Raw genomic sequence first — 22,380 nt, 5'->3', positions numbered from 1 at the left:
ATTATGCTTCAAAAAACACATAAAATTAGTTTCCATTTTTATGATACTGGTGGCGGTGACGCCATTCACATAAGATTTTTAGGAGAAGATTCGAACTGGCACAATATACTTATTGACGGTGGATACGCCCGTGAATATAAAAATGCTTTTGCTCCACTTATCAAAGAAATTTTAGCTGCTGATGAAGTCGTTGACCATTGGATAATCAGCCATATAGACAGAGATCACATCGGTGCAGTTTTGGGTTTCCTACAAGATAAAACCATAAAAGATAAGCCCAATGCTGTTAAGAGATTTATATTTAACAGTACCACCGAACCTATCCAAATACCCAGTGAGAAAATTTCAGTCCGTGATGGCATTACTTTAAGAGAATATATCAAAAAGATCTACATTCAAAGCGAACCTTCTATAAATACAAAAACAAAATCTATTCAGGTTCAGGGACTGCAGTTGACGATACTTTCGCCTACGCCTGAAAAACAAAAAAAAGCGGAAGATTTATGGACCGAGGAAGAGCGGACAATGAAAGTTGGCAGAAAAGCTTCAGAGTCAGATCATGCGAAAACTATCGCTGAATTGAAAGATCTTCCGTTTCATCAAGATAAAGATGAAGTCAACGGCAGTTCGATTGCTATTCTTGCTGAATTTGGCGACATTAAGGCCTTACTTCTAGCAGACAGCCACCCATCAGATATTGAAGATAGTCTTTCTGCCTTACGATATAGTTCAACAAATCCCATTCCTCTTTCCTTTATGCAGTTATCTCATCACGGAAGCAAAGCAAATACAAGCATTGGATTACTAGAAATGGTCAAAACAGAGGATTTTGTTGTAACTGGTAATGGCATCCACAATCGACATCCAGACAAGGAAGCATTGGTAAGACTGCTGGAACATGGGAAGAAAAATGAAATAAAAATTAAAATTCATTATTCCTGTGACACAAATGAATTGAGAGATCTATTTAAAATTGATGCAGAGGTCGAATCGTGCTACAAATTTGAAACTACCTATAAAGAGATTGGTCCCGAAAATGAACTATTTTTATTTGAAGAAATCACTGACGATATATGAATCTAAATTTACCCCAGCTTTCGACCATCAGAATTCAATGCAATGAAGACATTGGGACCGCTGTTATATACTTTCCAGATGCTGATACTGATTATGTATATATTTTAACCGCTAAACATTGCTTAGTTGGAGAAAAGTTTAACAAAACATATTCTAAAGAAGGAATACTACTGGATCAAATTTTCAATGATGAGTCTTTGACCTATCATTCATATGTTCTTTCAGATACTGCAGTCGTGATAACCTCTGTAAGTAATGAAGAAGATTTGGCCCTAATTATTGTACCTGCGAATGATATAGTAGCGCTAACCGGAAAGAGGTTTTTCAGTCAGGTTATTGATGCAGATGATACTATCCCGGAATATAAAGTTAGGGGATTCGCAAATTTTAATGATCAAAAAGACGACCAGCCTTTTTCGCTTAAATTTCTTGAAAATAAAAAGCATAATCCGAATATTTTCACATTGCATCATGAAGGATCACTAGATACTTTTTATCAACAGGCCATGTCAAATGTAGCTGGTCTTTCAGGATCAGGAGCATATGCCGATCTGTTCGGAAATCTCTATTTTGTAGGAATAATTCATACTTACGTAGATGGAAATACATTTATAGTAACGAAGGTTTTAGCTTATAATAACCTCATTGATCCTAACAAATTCAAACTCATCGAAGAATTGAAACCCGAAACTAATCCTGAAATATTGGATAGTTATGGGAAAATGGATAAAAATAGAGAAATAATTAATTTGAGAACTAGGGAGTCAGTTGGTTCATTCACTGTTCATCGTGATACATCCTATTTAATCCGTGCTATTAAAGAAAATAATCTTGTCGTTATCCATGGAAAGCCCGGTGTAGGAAAATCAGCGCTGGCGAAAGCTGTCGTGACAAAATTAAAATCTGAAGGTGATTATACTGTCATTACCCTTACTCCAGAAAATCTCTACTGCAATACCTTAGATGAAGCGATGAAGAGTGCCGGATATAATGCGACAATCCAACAAATTGTCGGTAGTCCTTTATCCGCACGAAATGTTTTGATTTGGATTGAAAGTTTTGAAAAATTAATAGAATCCGAATTCTCGGGGGCATTTAATGAATTGCTCCAAATTATGAAATCAAATTCTCGCATTATTCTTTTAATAACACTTAGGGAATATTTATTACAGAGGTTTCGCATTCATTTTTATTTTGAGCTTCCAAAAAATAATACATATTTAGAAGTCAATGATTTTACTGATGGAGAGATACAACTAGTTCAGGATGCCATCCCTCAACTTAAAACATTACTTGAAAACCCAAAAATCAAACATTTACTTCATAACCCCTATTATCTTGACAAGGCAGTTCGTATTATTCCTTTCCTGGAAAGTGAGCAACAATTAGATGAAATAAAATTTAAGAAGTTGATGTGGCAGCACATAGTAGAGAATGGAAATACCGCTAGAGGAGCTGTTTTTTACGAAATTTGTGTAAAAAGATCACGAGAAATGTGCCTCTTCACCGACTTTCCAGGAAGCGAAGACACGATTTCTCAACTATTGAGGGACAATATTATACTACAGAACGATATCGGAATAAATCCTGAATATAGTCCCTCACACGATATTTTAGAGGATTGGGCCCTGATAAGGTTTATTTCAGAGCAAAAAAAGCTGATGCCAGACAGTGGAACTTTCTTAGAATCCATGGAAAATAACCCTGCAATGAAAAGAGCATTTCGGTTGTGGATGGAAGAGTTCTACCTTACTGAGCCGGTCAGATCGGTAAGTTTAGTTCATGAACTTTTGCAAGATAGCTTATTGTCGCAATCATGGAAAGACGAACTTTTAGTTGTATCACTCCGTTCCAAGAATGCTGCAATACTTTTAGATGCACTAAAAGATAATCTTCTTAACAACGAAGGGCGATTCCTGAAACAGATAATGTTTTTACTCCAGATCGGATGTAAACGTATCGACCCGGCCAAGCAAAGTTTAGATCAGTTATTGCCGACAGGTTCCGGATGGGACTATATTATTGACTTTATTTGGGATAATTATGCTACAATTTCATCGTTCAAAATCGATACCGAATACATAGCACTTATTGAGGCGTGGTCGAAACAACTACCCGACTTCAATCCTCAAATAATCCCACCAAGCTCCAAAAGTGTTGCCAATTTCTTGGAAGGCTTCGTTCATCGAGTTCAAAGAGCGTTTAGTGCCGCAGTAAGATACGATTCTGTGAGTTCGGTATTAGAACCCTACGTAAGAATAATTTTTAAACTGACCGCAGCATGCCCTTCCTTAGTTGAAAACTTAATACAAGCTGCTAAAAACCCACATGTTGGAAATGAGCGATGGAATAATATCCAATTTTTAAATCAAATTCGAAAATGTATTACGGAAGGCGTCATGGCTGACCAAATATGCCGTTTTTTCCCAGATGATGTATTGGAAATGGCGAGGGAGGATTGGTTAAATAAAGAAGAAGAAGACAGAAGACCACCTTATAATCCAATCCATTTTCGTAGGTCTGATGCTAGGGATTTCGGTTTAAGCAGACGATTTAATACCGAACATGGTTTTCCAAGTGCCTATCACACATTTTTTTATTGGATGTTTCTCTATCATCCAGATAAAGCATTAGATTTCATCATCATTTTTTTAAATGCTGCATTTGAAAAAAACCAAAGCGTTTTAAAATCGCAAGGTGAGGATATTGAAGATATTACTGTAAGTTTTCACGATGGCACTTCAAAGACTTATTATGGGACCTATGACTATTGGTCTATGTATCGGAGTCAACGATCTGAAAACCGGCATATCGCTTCCTTGTTAATGGCACTTGAAGCTGGACTTTTAGACTTAAGTGGGAAAACCACAGATCGACAACTCAGAGGATACTTGCAAAGAATTATCAAAGAATCTAACAATGTTGCATTTCTGGGAATTACCATAAGTGTAATACAAGCACATCCTGAACTTTTAGATGAAAATTCAGTTTGTCTATTAGGTATACCAATTTTTTTCTGGTGGGAATCAAGCCGATGGATGTCAGAATTATATACTAATGAAGTATTCAATGATGATGAATACGAGAAAAATGAAAGAACCAAGTCCAATTCAAAAGTTCATCGGCGCAAATACTATCAGGGCCTCGTAGGTTTTGTTTTTGATTATATGTTTATCTATCGGACTCAAAATGATCTATTATATAAGGAAATTGATAAAATGTGGGAACAGGCTCCAGCTGAGGAATTTCAATGGAGAAAGTTTCTATTTGATATGGATGCCCGTAAATACCAGCATATACCCGTTGAATATAATGGCAGAAAAATGGTCCAGATTCAACCCGGCTATGATGAGGAAGTTCGAAAAAATGTGACAGAAACTAATGATATTGGTCAAGCTCCAACTGTAAGTGTTCTCTGGGCGAAAGAAGCGTATGATAACAATCCTATTAATGATCATAATTATGAAAAGTGGCGAGTTGGTTACGATTATATTCAAAATTCAAAAGGTCAGTTTGATTTTATGACTTCGAAAACTCTGATGGCATCACTTGGTCTACGTGATTTTTTTAACGAAATGAATGCAGAGCAATTAATATGGTGCCGGAAAATTATCATGGACTTTGCAGAAAAAAATCTGATGGGCCAAGAATCTATAGATATGTATCTTGACGTTTTTGGTAAGCAAGCGGCTCTTACTGGTCTTTCATATAATATTAATTGCGGAACAGACGAAAAAACTATACTGAAAATAAAGGAATTAATTTTTCGATTGCTCATAGGTGGATTGGATGAAACGGAACGAATTGCGCTTGAACATGGAATCGTCCATCACCTTCAAAAAGATGATTCGGAATTTGTACTAAATTGCTGGTATGGCTTATTAGCTTTCATAGAATACAAAAAAGAAACAAATTCTATTGAACAACGCCGCAGGGACGCTATGTGGATGTATGGTGAGGAAGCAGAAAATGAGAGTAGAGATATCGTAAAGGAGGAGGAATTTGTGGATCATTTAACAACAGTGGTTCTTAATGGCAGTATTGAAAAACCTGCAAAACTATCATTCACTCTTGATATGCCCACTCACTGGCTTCTTGATGATGCTCTGCGCATTATACCTTGGACAACGACAGTTGCGGAACAACATAACATGGTACAAGAAGTTCTTAAACTTCACCTGGAATTTTTAGGTGACAAAAAATCTTGGAGCAAGTCTGATTTTTTTGAAAGTAGACGTGCATTCACATTATTTTATCCAAGATTTTTACTTTCACAATCCGTTGAAATTTCAAAGCCTCTTTTTAAGGAATTATTGGATCTTACCATAACTGAAGACAAAAAGCTAAATACCACTGATGTAACAAATTATTTGTATCGGCTCCTCAAAGAATTTATCCGGTCTGTTGCAAATGGCTCACCTAAAGATAATTTTTGGACACTCTGGGATGTTTTACGAGAGTGGACACTTGAGAATGAAACAACGGTTTACATACCGCTCTTTTTTATGGATCTTGATTGGACTGCGGAATCGGAAAATTGGCATGTGCTTGAAGGAAAAAGCCTTTATTATAAAGAGTTTATTACCAAATATGGATTTAACAAAATAAACGAGTGCATCAAATTTTTGAGTGGTGTGGCTTTTCAGCAGTTTATGCCGGAATCTTTAAGTTGGGTGGCCTTGATGCTTAAAAGCCAAAATGCTTACGAAGTGAATAGAAAGCTATTGGAAAACTTCGCTGAGAAAGCTTTTTACAAATATGGAAACGACATAAAAACTAACAAAGAATTGCTGGCTGATTATCTCTTTATCCTGGATTTTCTAATAACTATCATTTCCCCAAAAGCATACATGTTGAAAGATGAATTAATACAGTACAAATAAAAATATGAAAATAGAAATCATTGTAAAAAATATCAAAGACGCCATAAATGTTCTACTTGAAAAAGAAACTGGTAATCTAGCAAGAGGTCTTAATGAACTTAATATTTCTACTCATCTGGCCTTTTATTTAAAGCCTTTTTTCCCCCAGTTCGACGTTGATCCCGAATATAATGGTGACATAGATAAGCCAAATGATAGGAAGGCGCTGGATATAGCAGAAAATCGCATGATGGAAATAGGTTTTAAACCAAATGAAAATGATAATTACAAAATAAGTCCTGACATCATTATTCATCGAAGGCAGACAAACGACCATAACTTAGTTGTAATCGAAGTAAAAAAGGACAGCCATACAAGAAAACATAAAGAATTTGACCTGATTAAACTTGAACACCTAACCATTGATTTTCTTGGCAATCATTACAATTACAAATTAGGTGTAGCAATAATTTTTGGAACAAAAAAAAATACGGGCAAATTCGAGATTCGTTTTTTCCAAAACGGCAGAGAATTCTTGGAAGAGAACTTAGTCTAGTACTTATAGTCTATGTATTTTAATAGTTGCATCACTGAATAGTCTATTTTCATAATGTATTCGTCTTCTCCGCCGTAATTTCGTAGAAATCGATCAGAAAAACCGTACCCGCCATTAGCTTTTGCTTTTTTTAGTACATCGCTAAGGGGGTAAAAGGTATTTCTGTATTTCCCTTTATTAATTTCCAATGATGGCAAACAATCTTTTGTATCGCATATAATCCAATAGCCTTTTCGCTCACCGAATCTTACAGCCGAATATGCCGTATTTGTAAAGCTCGCAATGTATTCTGCTTTAGATCTACGGGGAATGCTTCTGATCAGTATAGGTTTTGTCTTTGGGATGAAATTTCTTAATACAATATCCCACACATCATAATAAGCCTTAAATTTTTCACTTCGGTCCGTATAGACCCAGTTACAGATAAAGGTTATTGTATCGGCTGAAGGTATGATATCTTTCTCAAAAATATCAATTAAGTTTTGAGCTATTTCTTGCTTTTTGGAAGTTGTTAGGCGATAATAATCCTTCATGATTGCTTTATTTTTTTGGGAGAAAAGGGTAAATTAATTATTGTATTTAATGTAGCGCTCTAAAGCGCTTTGATATGCGAGAGAATCTATAATTCTGTCGCTCGGAAGACTTGCAAGATACATTTCCAAAAGATCTTCCGTCGCATTATCATACTTCACTCCGATTACACTTCCAAGGAAAACAAAAAGAAAATTTTGACCAAAATAAGTATATGTTGCAGATTGGTATATTCCTCCGCAACCTTGTTGTTTTTTATTATTTGATTCAAATGCTGGGATTAAATTCAAAAAATATTTGTTAAAAAGAGCTTGTAATTGCTTTTTATTTTCAATCGCAAAAGCGGGATATAAATCTTCAAAAAGCTGATATCTAATATTAATAAACTCTCTTCTAAATAGAGGATTGTCATCTTTTACAACATCAAGCCTCGTATCAGTAATCGTTTTCCAATCAGAATATCTATCAAGCCGAACTTTATCAATATTTGCCCTTTCCGCAGCCCTAAGCCTTTCAATACCATAATAAGCGACAATGAGTGTTATTGTTGCGGCAAATAATCCGTTGTATTTAGCGAATTGGTTAATGTAAAAATTAATACCATCCGGTGAAAATTCGAAATGATTTCGGCAGAGCGTTTTTTGTATTGAAAAAAAGGCGATACTGGATAGCACAAACATGCACATGGCAACGATTATAATTATAGCCCTAAATATCGATCCTATGTTTAAAATCGATTTTACTCTATGAAACAAACGTTGATTGATACTTTTCATAATAATGGTCTCTTGTACTTTATACTAATTCCAATATAAGAAAAAATAGCCAATGCATGCGGTGTTGCCTTACTTTTCGCAATTGAATTGATCTAAATAATAAATTACCACGATAATTTTGTTAATAGGCTATTAAATTGCGGAACAGCCTAAAAAGGCTATTCTATTCATTTTCAGTACATAAAAATTGTAAAAGTTTTACCGAAAGAAACTTACAGCAAAAGTGTTGGCTCTCCTCCTATAATTTAAAGGCAGAGGAATTTTTGAGTTTTATTTCAGCTTCTGCTTTAATATGTCTACCGCTATCACTATCATCTTTTACCTCCAATGATGACTGTATTTTTCTTTCCACACCGGCGAGTTCAGTTTTCAGAGCTGCAAGCACTTTTTCTTTGTTCCAACTGCCATTCACAATATCATTTAATACAATCTGGTCAGCTTTTAGCTGATTTATCTTCTTTTTCTCTTCGTCAATGAGTCCAGGAAGTTTTTGTAGGGCACTAATAAAATTTAAGCTTGCCCGCTCGGGATCGCTTGCCATAATACCATTATTGTGCGTATACTTAATATTTCCTTCACCACAGACAAAGAACCTGTTATCTCTTTCAATAGAGTCGGATCCCTCTTTTTGGATCATCTCCGTTTTTACGAGCAGTCTAAAACCATATAAAGTACCAATTTCTTCATAATCCCCGCCTGTTCTTGCAGTTCCTGCAAGTTTAGCCAGTTTTGCACCAATTTCCTTAACATCTGAATCTTTAGGCAAGCCATCCAACATGATCGGGTTCAAAACTTTTCCGTCTTGCGATTTTTGGACACGATTTCGATAGTTTTCCCAGTCTACATTTAACCTTGCTAACCGCGACTTTCTCCCTTCAAGTTCTTCTTGCAGACTTTCCAATTTTGAACTGGAACTCCACTTTGATCGTAAGAAAGCATGTTTCTCACTTTCAAGAACAGAAATTTTCTTTTCGACTTTCGCTTTTTCCAATAGATCGGTATTACCTGATAATAAAGCCACATACTCGGAAAAATTCATACCCGAAACTTCATCCATTCCTCCTTCATCAAGTATCCGTACTGCGATGGTATTACTCTTTAACTGTCCGATAAAACGCTGCTTATTTGCTAGTGTATTAAATTTGTACGCATCCAATGATTTTTCAACAGCATAAATAAAAACATCGACCTTATTGTCAGCAAAAAATTTAGAAATCTCATTGCCTTTTCGAACAGCGCGACCGTCTCTCTGCTCCAGATCCGAAGGCCGCCATGGAATATCCAGATGATGCACAGCTACTGCCCTCTTTTGGGCATTTACCCCCGTTCCGAGCATTTCTGTCGATCCAAAAAGGACCCTAATTTTCCCTTCATTGGTAGCTTTGATCAGTTCTTTACGCTGATCCTCCGTTTTTGCTTCCTGAATAAAGCGGATCTGCTCTGCTGGTATCCCATGATCTTCGACAAGTTTCCGCTTAATCTCGCTGTATATGTTCCACTCGCCCGGTTTAAAAGTCCCGAGGTCTGAAAAAACAAATTGAGTGCCTTTTTGCGCATTGAAATTTTTATAATATTTTGCAATATTTGCTGCACAAACAGAAGCTTTGTTTCCCGGATCGTCTGTATATCGCGAAGATATAAGCCGCATATCAAGGGACATTTTCCTTGCAAAATCTGTCGCGATCAACATCTTGGCTTTCTGCTCTGTCGGCGTTAGCGGAGCTCTACCAAGTAACTCAGCATTGCCACTCTTTGCAAACTCCATCAACTTTTTAATGAAAATTTCCTGATCCGGGGTCGGCGGTATATTGTAGAGGATCTCATTTTTTATCGGCCTATCAATTCCGATATCAGCCGCAGTACGGTAATCGGTGATTTCAGTGTAAAATTGGGACAGTTCGGGCACTTTTATAAAATGTCTGAACCGCTCCTTCTGAACGATATTATTGGCAACAGAGAATTCATAATCTATCGATTTACGGGAATAAATAGCAGCCCATGCATCAAAACAATTAATCCCCTGTCTTTCCAGCGCTTTTGGTCTTAAAAATTTAAAAAGGCAGTATAACTCTGTAAGTGAATTTGAAATAGTGGTTCCAGAAAGAAAAGTTGCACCAAGATCTTTCCCATTTCTTTCCTGAATTGTACGGATGGCAAAAAGTAGGTTGAGTGCCTTTTGGCTGCCTTGTACATTGCCCAATCCAGCGACGCGCTCATGACGCGTATTGAAAATGAGATTTTTGAATTTATGGCTCTCATCAACAAAAATATGATCAATACCCATCATTTTAAAGTCGACGACATCATCCTTTCGGTTTTCGATATCATGCTCCAGTGTCTTAAGCTTCACAGCTAAGTTTTTCTTCCGGATTTCTACACCTTTCATCATTGCACCAGATACATCTTTCCCCTGACTGCGCAGTGCGTCAAGATTTTGCTCCACAGACATCAGTTCCGCTTGAAGTATCTCTTTCTGCAATTCTGTTGATTGGGGGATCATACCAAACTGGTCATGTGTGAGGATAATGCAGTCCCAATCATTGTTCTTGATATCGCCAAAAATCTTAAGCCTTTTCTGGGGTGTGAAGTCCTTTTTACCGGGGTATAATATTTTTGCGAAAGGATAAGCTTTTCGATAGGTTTCTGCAATTTCGTGAACATTGGCCTTTAGCGCTATGATCATTGGCTTGTGAACTAGCCCCAACCTTTTCATTTCTTGCGCTCCTGCACACATAATAAGTGTCTTGCCTCCCCCAACTTCATGATCACAGATACCGCCATTATTACTTTTAAGCATATAAATAGCATCTTTCTGACTTTGATACAGATCCTCTATGCCTACTGCCCTGCGGTCAAGCCCTGGAAATGTTTGATGGCTACCATCATAATACGGTCTGACATGACAATTAAAAAGCTCGTTATATCTTCCGGTAAGTTTCCTTTTAAAATTATCGTCCTGCTGATAAAGCCAATCCGTAAATTCATGCCGGATCTCATCAATTTTGCCATTGGCCATCTGGATAGCATCCATATCCTTAACCTTGATGGCAGTCCCATCCGCTAAGTACTCAGTTTTGGTGATATCCGGAGTGGTATTAACAAGAGCATGCCGCAGCAGGTTCAAACCATCAAATGTCCGGTTCTCAGATTTAATAGCGTATTTTTCTGAAATCCTAATATTGCTGGATTTTGCATTTACAGAAAAATCATCGCTGCTCTCTGAATAGTAAATCCGGACATCGGTATCAAAGAGATGGCTTGCGAAACGGTTATAAATTTCTGTGCCGATCCACCGCTCCCCCAGGTTAAAATCTAGCTCCTCAAATTTAATTGGTTCAGGAATGACTTTTTCAAGCGCTTCCAGACTCTGCCGTGCTTCCATGTCTTCCGCATGGTTAGCAAGGTAATTATTCAGTTGCGTCGCTTTTAAAACAACATTTCCAGCAAGAAATTTCTGAGATACTTCCAATTCACCAGATAACGGATTGAAGAAAATTTGGCCCTGCAGATCTTTCCGTAATTCGTTTTCGGAAAGGCCACTCACCTGAATCATAAAAGCAAGATCTATGGAGCCCGTTTGATTAAGTGAAGCCGACAAAGCCTCTGAAGCGCTGCTTACAGCAACTTCTGCCGTGGAGAAACTAACTGGATGTATAAAAATATCTGCCTTATGGATGACACCACCAACCACCCGCTCAAGAAAAGGAACTTCATTTCCGGAAGAGTCCATTTTAATGAATCTAATATTTTCGGCTGTATTTAAATTTCCATACCGTCCAGTAAACTCATCATAGGTCCTATTTAAAAGCTGTCGCCCCTCTTTATCCTCCGCTCTACTTTTAGCTTCAATTTCATATAGCGAATGGTAGCTATCCCTTAGGTTGATATAGCTCTGGATTCGCTCCTGATCCTTTTTGGATAATTCAAGTGGATGAAAAATATAGGTCCCATCACGACGCTTAATTTTTAGTTTCCCGATACTGCTACCCGAAATAATTATAGTATCTTCACGGTAAAACGCCTTCACTTCGCCGTCAAAGGCTCTTACCTCATTTTTTAACACCGAATCGTCAGGTAGTTCATGGAATAACGATGCGACCTCTGTAGGATTCGTTAAGTTTGTTGATAGAGGCTTTTTTTGCACACTTCCTTTCTGATCCGATCTACTTGCCCGTCGCGGTTTATTATGACTTGTATTGAATTCATCTGCATCAAAAAAGGAAAGCTGCTGAAAATTTGTAATCTTACTTTGCCTTGTGCTTTTCCTACTTTTCTTTGCCTTTTTAACCGAAAAATCATCAATAACCTGATCGGAAAAAAGGCTTAGTTGAGTCACTGTTTCAGAATTACTAGCATCAGGTTTTACGCTTTTTGGAGTATTTAGAATTCGTTCTGATGTCAAATTAGTACCAACCTCTTTCATGCTGTGTTCATCATAAAGCTCGCGGTTGAAATACTGCAGGAAAGCCTCTGAAAGCTTTAGATGAACATCCTTTGCAATTCCAGCAACTCCACCATCATGCACATGCACCGTTGTCGGCTTCCCATATTGATCAGTATCCTGAAAAGAACGCGTAGCAATAATGTAGTTTGGATTATAAAATAAGAGGTTGCAGTTTTCTGTGGTCCCCATAAAATCGCGTGCACGAATAGAAAAGGACCGAGGTTGTGTTTTTTTTTGCAGAACAATGAGGTCTGTGCCCACCGACGTGCCACTTTCTTCAAATAAATTATTCGGTAACCGTAGCGCAGCCACGAGATTGTGCTCACGCATCAATGCTTCACGGATCGGATAGTTGGAAGGACTGTTCAGAACCCCTTGCGAAGTTATAAATGCTAGTAGCCCTCCTTCGCGCAGTTTATCGGTAGCTTTTAAAAAGAAATAATTATGGACGCTCTGTGCAGCAAATTTCCGGACCTTATCTGTGCCCCTTGAATAAGTTAGATCAAATATTGAAGTAGTTCCGAACGGAATATTACCGATAACGACATCATACCCTGTATCTCCTTCTCCAATATTCTCAAAGCTGTCTATTCTGATTTCAGCATGGGAACCATACAAATTTTTCAGGATTTTCCCCGTTATTAAGTCCTGTTCATAAGCACAAATATTTACATGATCCAGTTCTCTAAAGGGCTCAATAAAAGCTCCTACACCGGCCGATGGCTCAAGCATGCTACCAATATCTATTCCCGTTTCCAGTATTGCCTTTGCTATGCTGCCGGTAATCTCTTTCGGTGTGTAAAATGCATCTAGGATAGAACCCTTAACTTTTGCCACATAGTCGGCATACTTACTTTGATCTTCTGTATTTTCTCTGATGAGCGTAAATAATTCCTGCGTCATCGCAAAATAAGGCCGATCAGAAGCCTTCCAGCCATTGATGTCATCCGGTAATGAGACGGGATTTAAGATAAATTTCAAGCCTCCAAATCCCGCAAAATTACGTAGTAGCAGTTTTTCAGGCTCAGTTGCTTCCCGCCCCTCCTTTTCAATACTGAAACTTGTTCTGATGGCATCAATGTTCTGCCGTAAATGGCGTTTCTTATCGAATACCATTTTGCTCAATCCAAATAGCAATAAAACCTGTTAGCTCCGTATACAGCAGATCGTAACCAGTTGTATAGGCGAAATCATCAGTCAATTCATAATGCTCAAAGCATTCCTGGCATTTTGGAAGGATCTTCAGTGCAAAATCGCGATAATCGAGTTCATCAAAAACATCAGAAAATTCGTAGGACAGCACCTCAAACAGAGAATCAAATTTAGAAAAGTGCAATCCCTCATAAAGAATACCGTCGGCGATCTCATTACATTCGTTAATAGGATTGCCTGCCCTAAACGCGCCATCGTATGCGTTTGCTGCCCACCTGGCGCGCTGCTCAATAAAATTTGTATCAGCAGATCTTTCAGGAAAACTTGAATCAACGTGATCCTGCAACTTTAATTTGTAATAGGAATAGTCCTGGTTATGCTTTTTCATATCGCTATAATTTTTATAAGTTTTATAGCGGTAAACCTAGCTTGGTTGAGCTGCACTGTTGGCATTGTGTCCTATCCGTTCCTATTCTTGCATCGATATTCCTAAAACCTTATAAAAAAAGAAACCCGGAACCATCAAAGGCTCCAGGCTTCACTAACCAAATCACATCATGAACTATTTGTATTTATGTTTCTTTTTTTCTTCAAATTCAAAAGTGGTTGAACCAGATCCGTCCAGTAAGATATAAGCACTAAATGGTTTCTTATTTCTACCCACCATTTTTTTTATTAAAGGTGTCCGCCGTTTTGTTAAAAGCGCTTCAATTTCTTTGTAGTGCAACTGGACGCCGCAAATGTTCCGGAATAATTTCCAGCCACACTTCTGATCTGTACATCTGATTATTTTTTCTCCGAGAATTACTGAGGAACTGCATTTTGGGCAGTTGAGATGTACGGTATTCGCTGATTTTCTTTTAATATTCAGCAGCTCATCGGTAACCTGCTGTACGATCAGCTCTACCTCAGAATGAAAAATCCCGGCATCCAGTTCTTCATTTTCGATTTTCTCAAATGCAATTTCCCACTGAGCAGTCATTGCAGCATCAGCAATCTTCTTATCGGCTACAATTTCGTAAACAAGCATTCCCTTATCTGTAGGGACAATAGCCTTGCTTTCTCTTCTGACGTACCCGTGGTCAATTAAGGTTTCAATCACGGCAGCCCTTGTTGCCGGCGTTCCAATACCTAAGCCTTTGAGCATCTTGCGCTCCTGTTCATTTTCTACCGTAGCGCCAATATTTTCCATCTTATGAAGCAAATCAGCTTCCGTGTATAGCGTTGGAGGCTTGGTCTTCTTTGGAAGTACCTCTAAACTGTCTATTTTAACCTGGATTCCTACTTGCAGATCTGGAAAATCAGTGACCAGATCATCACCTTCCTCATCAAAATCACCGTTAACAACTTTCCATCCTGCAGAAACAATTTTGACAACTTTCAAATTGAAATCATAATGGAGAATACCAAATTTCACATCTGTGATTTCTTTATGGCATGTAGGTGAAACAGCTTCAAGCACGCGCCTGGCGATCATATCATAGAGAGCATCCTCATCAGCGTTCAATCGGGTCGGAATATTTTCCGTAATCAATATACCATGATGGTCTGTGACTTTTACATCATTTACAATGTGTCTGTTGTAGCGTTCCCACTTGATTGTGTCAACAGCATCTTTGCAGGAAGATCGAGAACCTAAGGCTAGAATCAGCGCAGGTATTTCAGGCCAGACATCTTCGGGAATATATTTGGATCCCGTTCGAGGATAGGTTATAAATTTTTTTTCGTAAAGTTGCTGGGCAACTTCCAGGGTCCGCTGAGCAGAGTAGCCGAGCTTTTTATTCGCCTCTTTCTGCAGTCCTGTCAGATCAAATAGAAGTGGCGCTTGACTTGTGCCAGCTTTCTTTTCTACCTGTTTTACTTCTGCCACTCCGACACGTTCCAGGGTCCTCTTTACTGATTCAGCTTTTTCTTTATCTTCAAACTTATCTGTCGAAAGACTCTTAATACGAGCACCTTCTTTTATAGAAGAAAGTTCAAGCTGAAAGTAGTTTTTAACCTCAAATGATTCACACGCTAGAAAACGCTGACAAATTAGTGCAAGAGTGGGCGTCTGTACCCTTCCAAGAGAAAAAAGTCCATCACCCAAGGCAACGGTCAGCGCCTGCGTAGCATTTATTCCAACAAGCCAATCGCATTCAGACCGCTGCTTACCGGCCAGAAAAAGACCATTGAAATCACTTCCCGGCAAGAGATTTTTGAATCCATCGATGATGGCCTTTTCGGTAAGGCTGTTAATCCAAAGCCGTTCAAAGGGCTTTGTGCAGCCCAGATATTGGTAGATAAACCGGAAGATAACTTCGCCCTCACGCCCTGCATCAGTCGCCACGATTATACTTTCGCACCGCTTAAATACAGACTCAACTACTGCAAGCTGCCGTTTCGATCCCTCATCGTCAATAAGGCCTTTACCCGACTTTATTTTTCTTCCTATTAATTTGAATCTTGATGGAATAATGGGAAGGGATTCCCTACTGAATCCCTTAATCCCATAATCTTCCGGCATAGCGGGACCTACCAGATGTCCCACTGCCCAGGTCACCAGAAAACCTCCGCCTTCACAATATCCGTCTTTTTTGTCTGTTGCACCTACGATACGTGCAAGCTCATAAGCTACTGAGGGCTTTTCCGCAATAATTGCTTTCATCAGGATCAATTCATTTTTTGTTTTCTGGTATTTTCCTTCTTCACAGTACCGTTCTGAACCGCATTTTTATTCGCAGAAGTCCCCTCTTTTTCTTTCCCCTGCCCCTGTTTCTGTATCTCTGTCTGTTTTTTAGATTTCTCCTGATTGGGATGATCAAAATCGAATTCTAATCTTCCGCTCTCTTTATTTTGCCAGACATAGCCCGAGTAAAGTTTTGTGCCTTCTTTATTGACAATATCTTTCACATGAATCACTTCACCATCCTGCAAAAGCTTCTTTTCCTTTTCATCCAAAATTTTACCTCTAAATTCATCAGGGATGCACTCAACCTGCGCCTGTTGTTGGCTCTCCCCCTGTCCGACAAAAACAAGTTTTTTCGCGTCGGCGTTATATTGTAGATGCTGATTGAAGACTTCTCCCGTTTTCGAGTTTACCATACCTTCCACAAGGACCTGTTTACCCTCCAGCAGTTCAGCTTTTTGCTCCGGACTAAGTTTCACACCACCAAATTTTTCACTGATCTTGATCAGATCTACTGGAAAGGACACAACCTCATTGGTTAATTTGTCAATACTGATGAGAGCCTTCACCTTCGAACCGTCGGAATAATTTGTAAGTTCCGCAACGCGCCCCATGTTTCCTGTTTTCTTTAAATTATCCCGATCCTCAACTGTAAAAGAATGGCCATAAAACTGATTTTTAAGATCTGGTTCCACTCGGACTCCATGAGCCATCACGACAACTTTGTCCTGTACTTTACGTAATGAGAGACGTGCATCTCCTTTCATCACAACACCATCAAAATTCCCTTCAATTCGGTAAATCCCATCAGATTTATATCCTTTCAGCAGTTTCTCAAGTTGTCCGTTTTTTTCAAGCAGTTCACGATTTAAATTCAGTTTTTCAAGTGATGTCCAGTCGATCTCCTGAGCATTGTACTTTTGAGGTCTACTCTCTGTTGTAGGTGCTGTGCCCTCCGATGTTTGATTTGTTTCCATATTTTTATTATTTAACTTATTGTCATATTTGATTTCAAGTGCATCAAGAAGCTTATTACCCTCGGGAGTGGGATGGTCAATGGCTTTCTGTAGGTTCTTAGCAACTTCATCCAGATTAATTTCAGGTGACCTGAAAAACCGGAAGGATAATGGATCATTGAGCCGGCGCCAGAAGTTCGAAAAGAAATTGCTTATAGCGTCCCCCTTATCCACACGCATAAAATCAAGAAGATTTGACTTCTTAGGTGTAGAGGTTTGCAGATTCCCTTCCTCATCCACACCCTTTACCGCATCGATACGATTCTTTTTTTTATCAAGTACTAAAAGAATATCGGAAAGAGCTTCAAGTACTTGCTGCGGCTGGTTTTCTTTAGAAATAGTTTGTTCGTTCATAATAGAAAGTATTTAAGTGCTTGAAATTATTGGAAGGATTCTAAGAAGGAATTCCGCTCTCTTTTGCGTTCCTACATAGGCGTAAACTTTCCTCCATGGTAACTGTCACGGATAAACTGGTGGACGTCAGAACTCTTGTAGAAAACTTTTCCGCTTATTGTAAAGTATTTGATCTTACCAATGGTACGATAGCGTTGCAGACAACGGTAGGTTATCTTTAACATTTGCAGAACGTCCTGGTTGTCCAATAATTCTTCGCCGTCGATGCTGAGCCTTTTTTTCTCTCTATTTTCGATATCACCGGCAAGGACGTCGAATCTTTTCATGATTCGTTCCATCCAATTCAAAAATTCAACTCTGTCAATATTCATAGCCTTTTGCTGTTTGGTTTACAGAGCCAAAATTGGCCTTGTTTTTCCGGCAAAATCTAACAGTGCACATACCAATATGCTAGTCAGATATAGTTTTTTTTTCAGGCTTTCTTTGTGTGACTGTTGCCTGGGAGAGGGGATTAGAAACATCTACATGGGTAAGATATGACTAGGTATGGGTAAAAAAAAGAAGGATAACCCGTTGGATTACCCTTCTTATATATTAATTCTCTTCCAATCTATAAATCATTGTCCATATATTGTTCAAGATTGTATTTTAGCGAATGTAAAAAGCGAGCTCTTTGACCTGCTCTAAATTTCATCTGGTAAAACGCATGATGAATGTCACCGAGACTTACCTCGAATATATCCTCAAAAAGCTGGCTGATCTTTCGAATTCCAACACGGCCATTTGAAACACTTCTTGAAATGTGAAGCGCATAAATAAGCTCAATAAGAGCATTCTTCGAATCAGTCCAAGAAAATTCGGCATCTTCACTGATATCGAAATCATCGTTATTTGTAGGTTCAACTCTGCCAAATTTTCCCGAAAGGTAAGAATGATAAAGATCGTAAGCCTTGATCTGCGCGACCTTATAATCGTAGTAAGTCGAGAAATCCCTGTCAACCTCAAAGAAGAAGCTATCGACTCCATCAAAGTAGTTTATATTTCCTAGTCTGTAATAGAACTCATCTTTATCTGACCTACCGGTACGATAATAACTGTAGAAATCTGAAGAAGCTATATTTTTTTTATATTCCTTGTTGAGTAACTTAAGCTGCTCCGTATAATAAGCTCCGGTCAATTCCGAATTTAAAGGGCTATATGCTTCAATTTTTACTACCTTATTGTAAAACATAAGCCTGCCCAGAATTTCGGGCTTTACTCTTTTAAAGAAAGTAATTTCGTCCAAAATACTTTCAAAACCTTTCTGATTGATTTGTGCTTTTAATTCAGATAGAGTTTTATCAAGGAATGAAACCATGTGAAAAGCTTCATCAATTGCACTTTTTGTGCTCCTTGATATACTTATCTCTTCCTTTTCAATAGTTAATAAAATGTTTTTATATGCCTGTTTCATATGATTGTTTTTTAAAGTGATTATGCCCCACACTTTAAAATATATCCCGCTGTGTTGAGATAAAACAAAAATAAATATACACTATAATTTATTTCTTAATCATTGATTATGAAGGGTTTTAATTATTCGCAGTAAGTTAATTATTATCCGCTCGCATCTAACTAAGATTTGAGTACATAACAGAAGTTGCTTAATTTGGCAGATAAGTTTTAGGTATTACAATAAAAAATAATAATACTATAAAGAAATACATATAGCGTATTTGTATTAATTCTAGAAATACAGTGTACTTTTTCTAACAGATCTTTTTCATAGGTCAAAAATTGCAGTGTGGTTTTCATAATAACAAATTAAATACTATTTCCCACCATTTTTTTTGACAAAAAGCAAAAAAAATCAGGTTTAATTGAAATTTTAATCGTAAATTACCTTTATCATTAATAACCACCAATCCAACTTCTACAAAGTGTAAATGAAAAATATGGTAAGTACATTGGAAGAAAATTCAGCAAAAGAAACTCTCTTAAAGTTTCTTGATAGTATTCATTCCATGTCGCCAGAACTCCGAGACGCTTTATTCTTAAATACATATTTGCAAAAAGTAAACAAGAAGCATATTCTACTTAATATCGATGAAATCCAGAAGTCACTTTTCTTTGTTGTCAAAGGTTTAGTACGCTCCTACTACCTTGACAGTTTTGGAAAGGATATGACGTCTTGGCTACTCTTTGAAGGGGATCTAGCAATTTCTGTATATAGCTTTTTCAGTCAGAAACGATCTTTTGAAGTTTTGGAAGCTATAGAAGAAACAAGTTTTCTTGTACTTAGCCATGAGAAGCTCATGCAGCTCTATCAGCGGTTTCCCGAATTCAATTATATCGGTAGAATTCTTACTGAGACCTATTATATAAAAGCCGAAGAGAAGGCCAATGAATTACGTGTTTTTAGTGCAACAGAACGCTATCAGCATTTAATAAGAAAATACCCGAATATCGTTGCGCGCGTCCCCTTAGGTATGATTTCTTCGTACCTCGGAATAACGCAGTCTACATTAAGCAGAATCCGTTCAAAAACGGTACTTTAACCTATTTAGCAAATTAATTTTGTTCGCTAATTTTTTTTTTAGGACACTCTAGGAAAAGATAGGTTAGGTTAACTATCACAGGCCGATCTAGTTTGTGACTTTTGTAGTATAGCAATTATTTCTAAAAACGGAACGGATATTATTTTTTATCCTCCAAATATTTATTCTAACGAATTCACTTAAAACTATTTATCAAATTAGAAACATAAAAGTTGGACAGCTAACTTATGAGATGCTAGAAATACGTTATACCTGTTCACTTTCCCAAACCAAAATCTTAAACTAAAATTAAAAAAGATGAAAAAAAGACGTAAACGACCACCACCTAAGTTGCTCAATCCCCGTAGAGGAGAAAATTCAAAACAGTTAATGCCCCACAAATCTGTTAATCCCAACTACACCCGAACCTAATAAGCAATTTGCAAAAATTTAAAAATCTATGGATAAACAATTAAAATATGATCCACAGTTTTTGAAGATAAAACAAAATATAGAGTTGGTCATTTGCCAACTCTATAAATTCCTTAAATACTATATCTTATCCTTTGGTTTGTTTGAATGCTCATTGTTTGTTAACAAGTGCATAATATTCTTCGGAGATTGCTTTATATTGATCCATAGTAGAACGTAAAATATCTGCATAGCAATAGTACATATTCATTAACACGTGATTAGACTTGCAAGGGCATACTGTAAAATTTTGAAATAAAATATCTTCATTATTGGCTGCTCGCTCAAGAGTTTTTTCGAAGGTTTTGACATGAAATTGATAATGTAGTAAAGATTGCACTACTTCGTCATTTGCCACAGCAGTTCGAAGATGATGAAGAGGAAAAAAAGTTTGGTGATGCAGGTGAACTTCCTCAAACCATAAAGTGTTGTATCCTGTATTAATTATCGTATTATATACCAACTCGTCAATTTGTCGACCTTTCTCCAATTCATATAGGGATGGTAAAATTCTAAACACATCTTCCCAATTATTGAATAGCAAACTTGCTCTTGTCACACCGTATTTTTCATACTCCTCAAGATTTTTTCCCAAGTCTGCAAAGATCCCCTTTACTAATTTGTTAAGTTCCGCTACTGCCGTAGATTGTTTTTCTAATAGAGATCCCGTCTCACACATTGAAAGATAATCGAAATTATTTGGAATATCTTTTTCAATCTCCATAAAAACTTCGTCAGTAACATCTTCAAAAAAAGCACAATTCTCGATGTAACCAAAGTGTGCGTAATAAGGTTCATCATTAGTTGAAATATCAATTCCTCCAATGTAATATGGCAAAGTTACCATAGAGGTGCAGACAATACCACTTACCCATCTCTTTTCACTATGAAATAAATCAATTACATCGGCAGGAATTGTTCTATCGGAAATAGCTGCTAACTGTCTTAAATTGTAATCACAATAAGACAGCCCTCTTAAAAAATTCTCTGCTTTAACTATGTCAAAATTTGATCTATACTCTTCTTTAAGTCTTATGACCTTAACATTTTCCAAGTCTTTAAAATGATACCGATGGGTTGAGAATAGTGCTACAACAGGCACATTGCCCTCGATGAATGAGTCGTCTCCGATATAGATAATTGCATGGCTATAATTAGAACGACATTTTTCTCTAATATTTTTTGACATTGCATTTCCAGGGAATCTTACAAGAATTACATCAAACGGCTGTAAAGTTTCTCGATTAAATAAAAACATATAATTTGTTGATTAGATATTATCACAAATTAAGTTTTTTTTAAATTTAAAACTAGAACCAATGAAATAAAATAAATACTTCTGCTCAAAAAGCTGTGAGAATACTCTCAATTAATTATTATGAGAGAAAACATAGGACAAATACGGAAACAGAAATCCTATACTCGATCTGATATATTATCAAAAATTATCTTGCATTACAATAATATTTAGAATATGGAAATTGTAACAAAAAAAGACCTGCAAGCATTTAGAGAAGATTTAAAATCAGATTTGAGTCAAATACTTGAGACCAAATGTAACAGTTCGCAATCTTCGCAATTCGACTGGTTACGCAGTAAAGCCATCAGACGGATGATGGACATATCGCCAGCAACATTGCAAAATTTACGGATATCTCAAAAAATAAGACATAAGAAAGTAATGGGTTCATACTATTATTATAAGCCAGATCTATTAAAACTTTTTAACAATGCAGAATGACGCATCAAAAAAGGGATTGGAATACCTAGATAATATTTGCGCAGATTCCCGTTTGACTGTTTGGCACATAAGCCTGCTTCTGGCTATCGTAAGGCTTGCCTACCGACAAAACGAGAAAATGGTTATTAGGATCAGTAGAAGTAAATTGATGGCGATGTCTCACATAGATACTGCTCCAACATACCATAAATATTTCAAGCAACTACAAAATTTCGG

Annotated in this window: 13 protein-coding genes; 4 read left to right on the top strand and 9 right to left on the bottom strand. The window is 37.3% G+C overall.

Translation table 11 applies throughout. The features are described 5' to 3' along the window. Window positions 1-3 precede the first annotated feature (3 nt). The 3 genes from DEU39_RS01425 to DEU39_RS01415 are packed head-to-tail and all read left to right on the top strand — an operon-like array spanning window position 4 to window position 6,495. On the top strand, window positions 4-1,077 hold the full coding sequence (locus tag DEU39_RS01425) for a ComEC/Rec2 family competence protein (RefSeq protein ID WP_120230646.1): 1,074 nt from the start codon (window positions 4-6) through the stop codon (window positions 1,075-1,077). Then, window positions 1,074-5,960, top strand: a complete 4,887-nt coding sequence (locus DEU39_RS01420) for an ATP-binding protein (protein ID WP_120230645.1) — start codon at window positions 1,074-1,076, stop codon at window positions 5,958-5,960. The genes DEU39_RS01425 and DEU39_RS01420 overlap by 4 nt, the downstream gene beginning before the upstream one ends. 4 nt (window positions 5,961-5,964) lie before the next feature. Then, complete coding sequence (locus DEU39_RS01415; RefSeq protein WP_120230644.1) at window positions 5,965-6,495, top strand: hypothetical protein; 531 nt, start codon at window positions 5,965-5,967, stop codon at window positions 6,493-6,495. Here DEU39_RS01415 and DEU39_RS01410 read toward each other — a convergent pair. From DEU39_RS01410 to DEU39_RS01375, 8 genes are all read right to left on the bottom strand, one after another. Next, on the bottom strand, window positions 6,492-7,028 hold the full coding sequence (locus DEU39_RS01410) for a hypothetical protein (protein ID WP_214588873.1): 537 nt from the start codon (window positions 7,026-7,028) through the stop codon (window positions 6,492-6,494). The two genes, DEU39_RS01415 and DEU39_RS01410, sit on opposite strands and share 4 nt — an antisense overlap. A 33-nt stretch (window positions 7,029-7,061) precedes the next feature. Beyond that, window positions 7,062-7,802: a hypothetical protein gene (locus DEU39_RS01405; protein WP_120230643.1), complete on the bottom strand. Its 741-nt coding sequence runs from the start codon at window positions 7,800-7,802 to the stop codon at window positions 7,062-7,064. A gap of 238 nt (window positions 7,803-8,040) precedes the next feature. Next, the gene (locus DEU39_RS01400) at window positions 8,041-13,362 is read right to left on the bottom strand and encodes an N-6 DNA methylase (protein WP_120230642.1); all 5,322 of its coding nucleotides are present in this window, start codon (window positions 13,360-13,362) and stop codon (window positions 8,041-8,043) included. Beyond that, a complete protein-coding gene (locus tag DEU39_RS01395) occupies window positions 13,349-13,786 on the bottom strand; it encodes a DUF1896 family protein (protein ID WP_120230641.1) in 438 nt (145 codons plus the stop codon). The genes DEU39_RS01400 and DEU39_RS01395 overlap by 14 nt, the downstream gene beginning before the upstream one ends. Before the next feature lie 174 nt (window positions 13,787-13,960). Beyond that, window positions 13,961-16,045 (bottom strand): type IA DNA topoisomerase, encoded by a 2,085-nt coding sequence (locus DEU39_RS01390; RefSeq protein ID WP_120230640.1) that lies wholly within the window; start codon window positions 16,043-16,045, stop codon window positions 13,961-13,963. 5 nt (window positions 16,046-16,050) lie between these two features. Then, window positions 16,051-17,436, bottom strand: a complete 1,386-nt coding sequence (locus tag DEU39_RS01385; RefSeq protein ID WP_120230639.1) for a DUF3945 domain-containing protein — start codon at window positions 17,434-17,436, stop codon at window positions 16,051-16,053. A gap of 71 nt (window positions 17,437-17,507) precedes the next feature. Then, window positions 17,508-17,807 carry a helix-turn-helix domain-containing protein gene (locus DEU39_RS01380; RefSeq protein WP_061084772.1) on the bottom strand — a complete coding sequence of 100 codons (300 nt, stop codon included), beginning with the start codon at window positions 17,805-17,807 and terminating at the stop codon, window positions 17,508-17,510. Between the two features lie 239 nt (window positions 17,808-18,046). Then, the gene (locus DEU39_RS01375) at window positions 18,047-18,889 is read right to left on the bottom strand and encodes an RteC domain-containing protein (protein ID WP_120230638.1); all 843 of its coding nucleotides are present in this window, start codon (window positions 18,887-18,889) and stop codon (window positions 18,047-18,049) included. Window positions 18,890-19,361: 472 nt separating this feature from the next. On the opposite strand from DEU39_RS01375, the gene DEU39_RS01370 reads away from it, so the two are divergent. After that, on the top strand, window positions 19,362-19,973 hold the full coding sequence (locus tag DEU39_RS01370) for a Crp/Fnr family transcriptional regulator (RefSeq protein WP_120230637.1): 612 nt from the start codon (window positions 19,362-19,364) through the stop codon (window positions 19,971-19,973). Window positions 19,974-20,535: 562 nt separating this feature from the next. Here the strand turns inward: DEU39_RS01370 and DEU39_RS01365 are convergent. Further along, complete coding sequence (locus tag DEU39_RS01365; protein ID WP_120230636.1) at window positions 20,536-21,681, bottom strand: hypothetical protein; 1,146 nt, start codon at window positions 21,679-21,681, stop codon at window positions 20,536-20,538. Window positions 21,682-22,380 lie beyond the last annotated feature (699 nt).

Origin of the sequence: Chryseobacterium sp. AG363 (genome assembly GCF_003610675.1) — a bacterium.
In the GTDB taxonomy this organism is placed as follows: Bacteria; Bacteroidota; Bacteroidia; order Flavobacteriales; family Weeksellaceae; genus Chryseobacterium; species Chryseobacterium cucumeris.
Note: the sequence above shows the minus strand (reverse complement) of the source record. Positions and strands in the feature narration are given on the sequence as shown.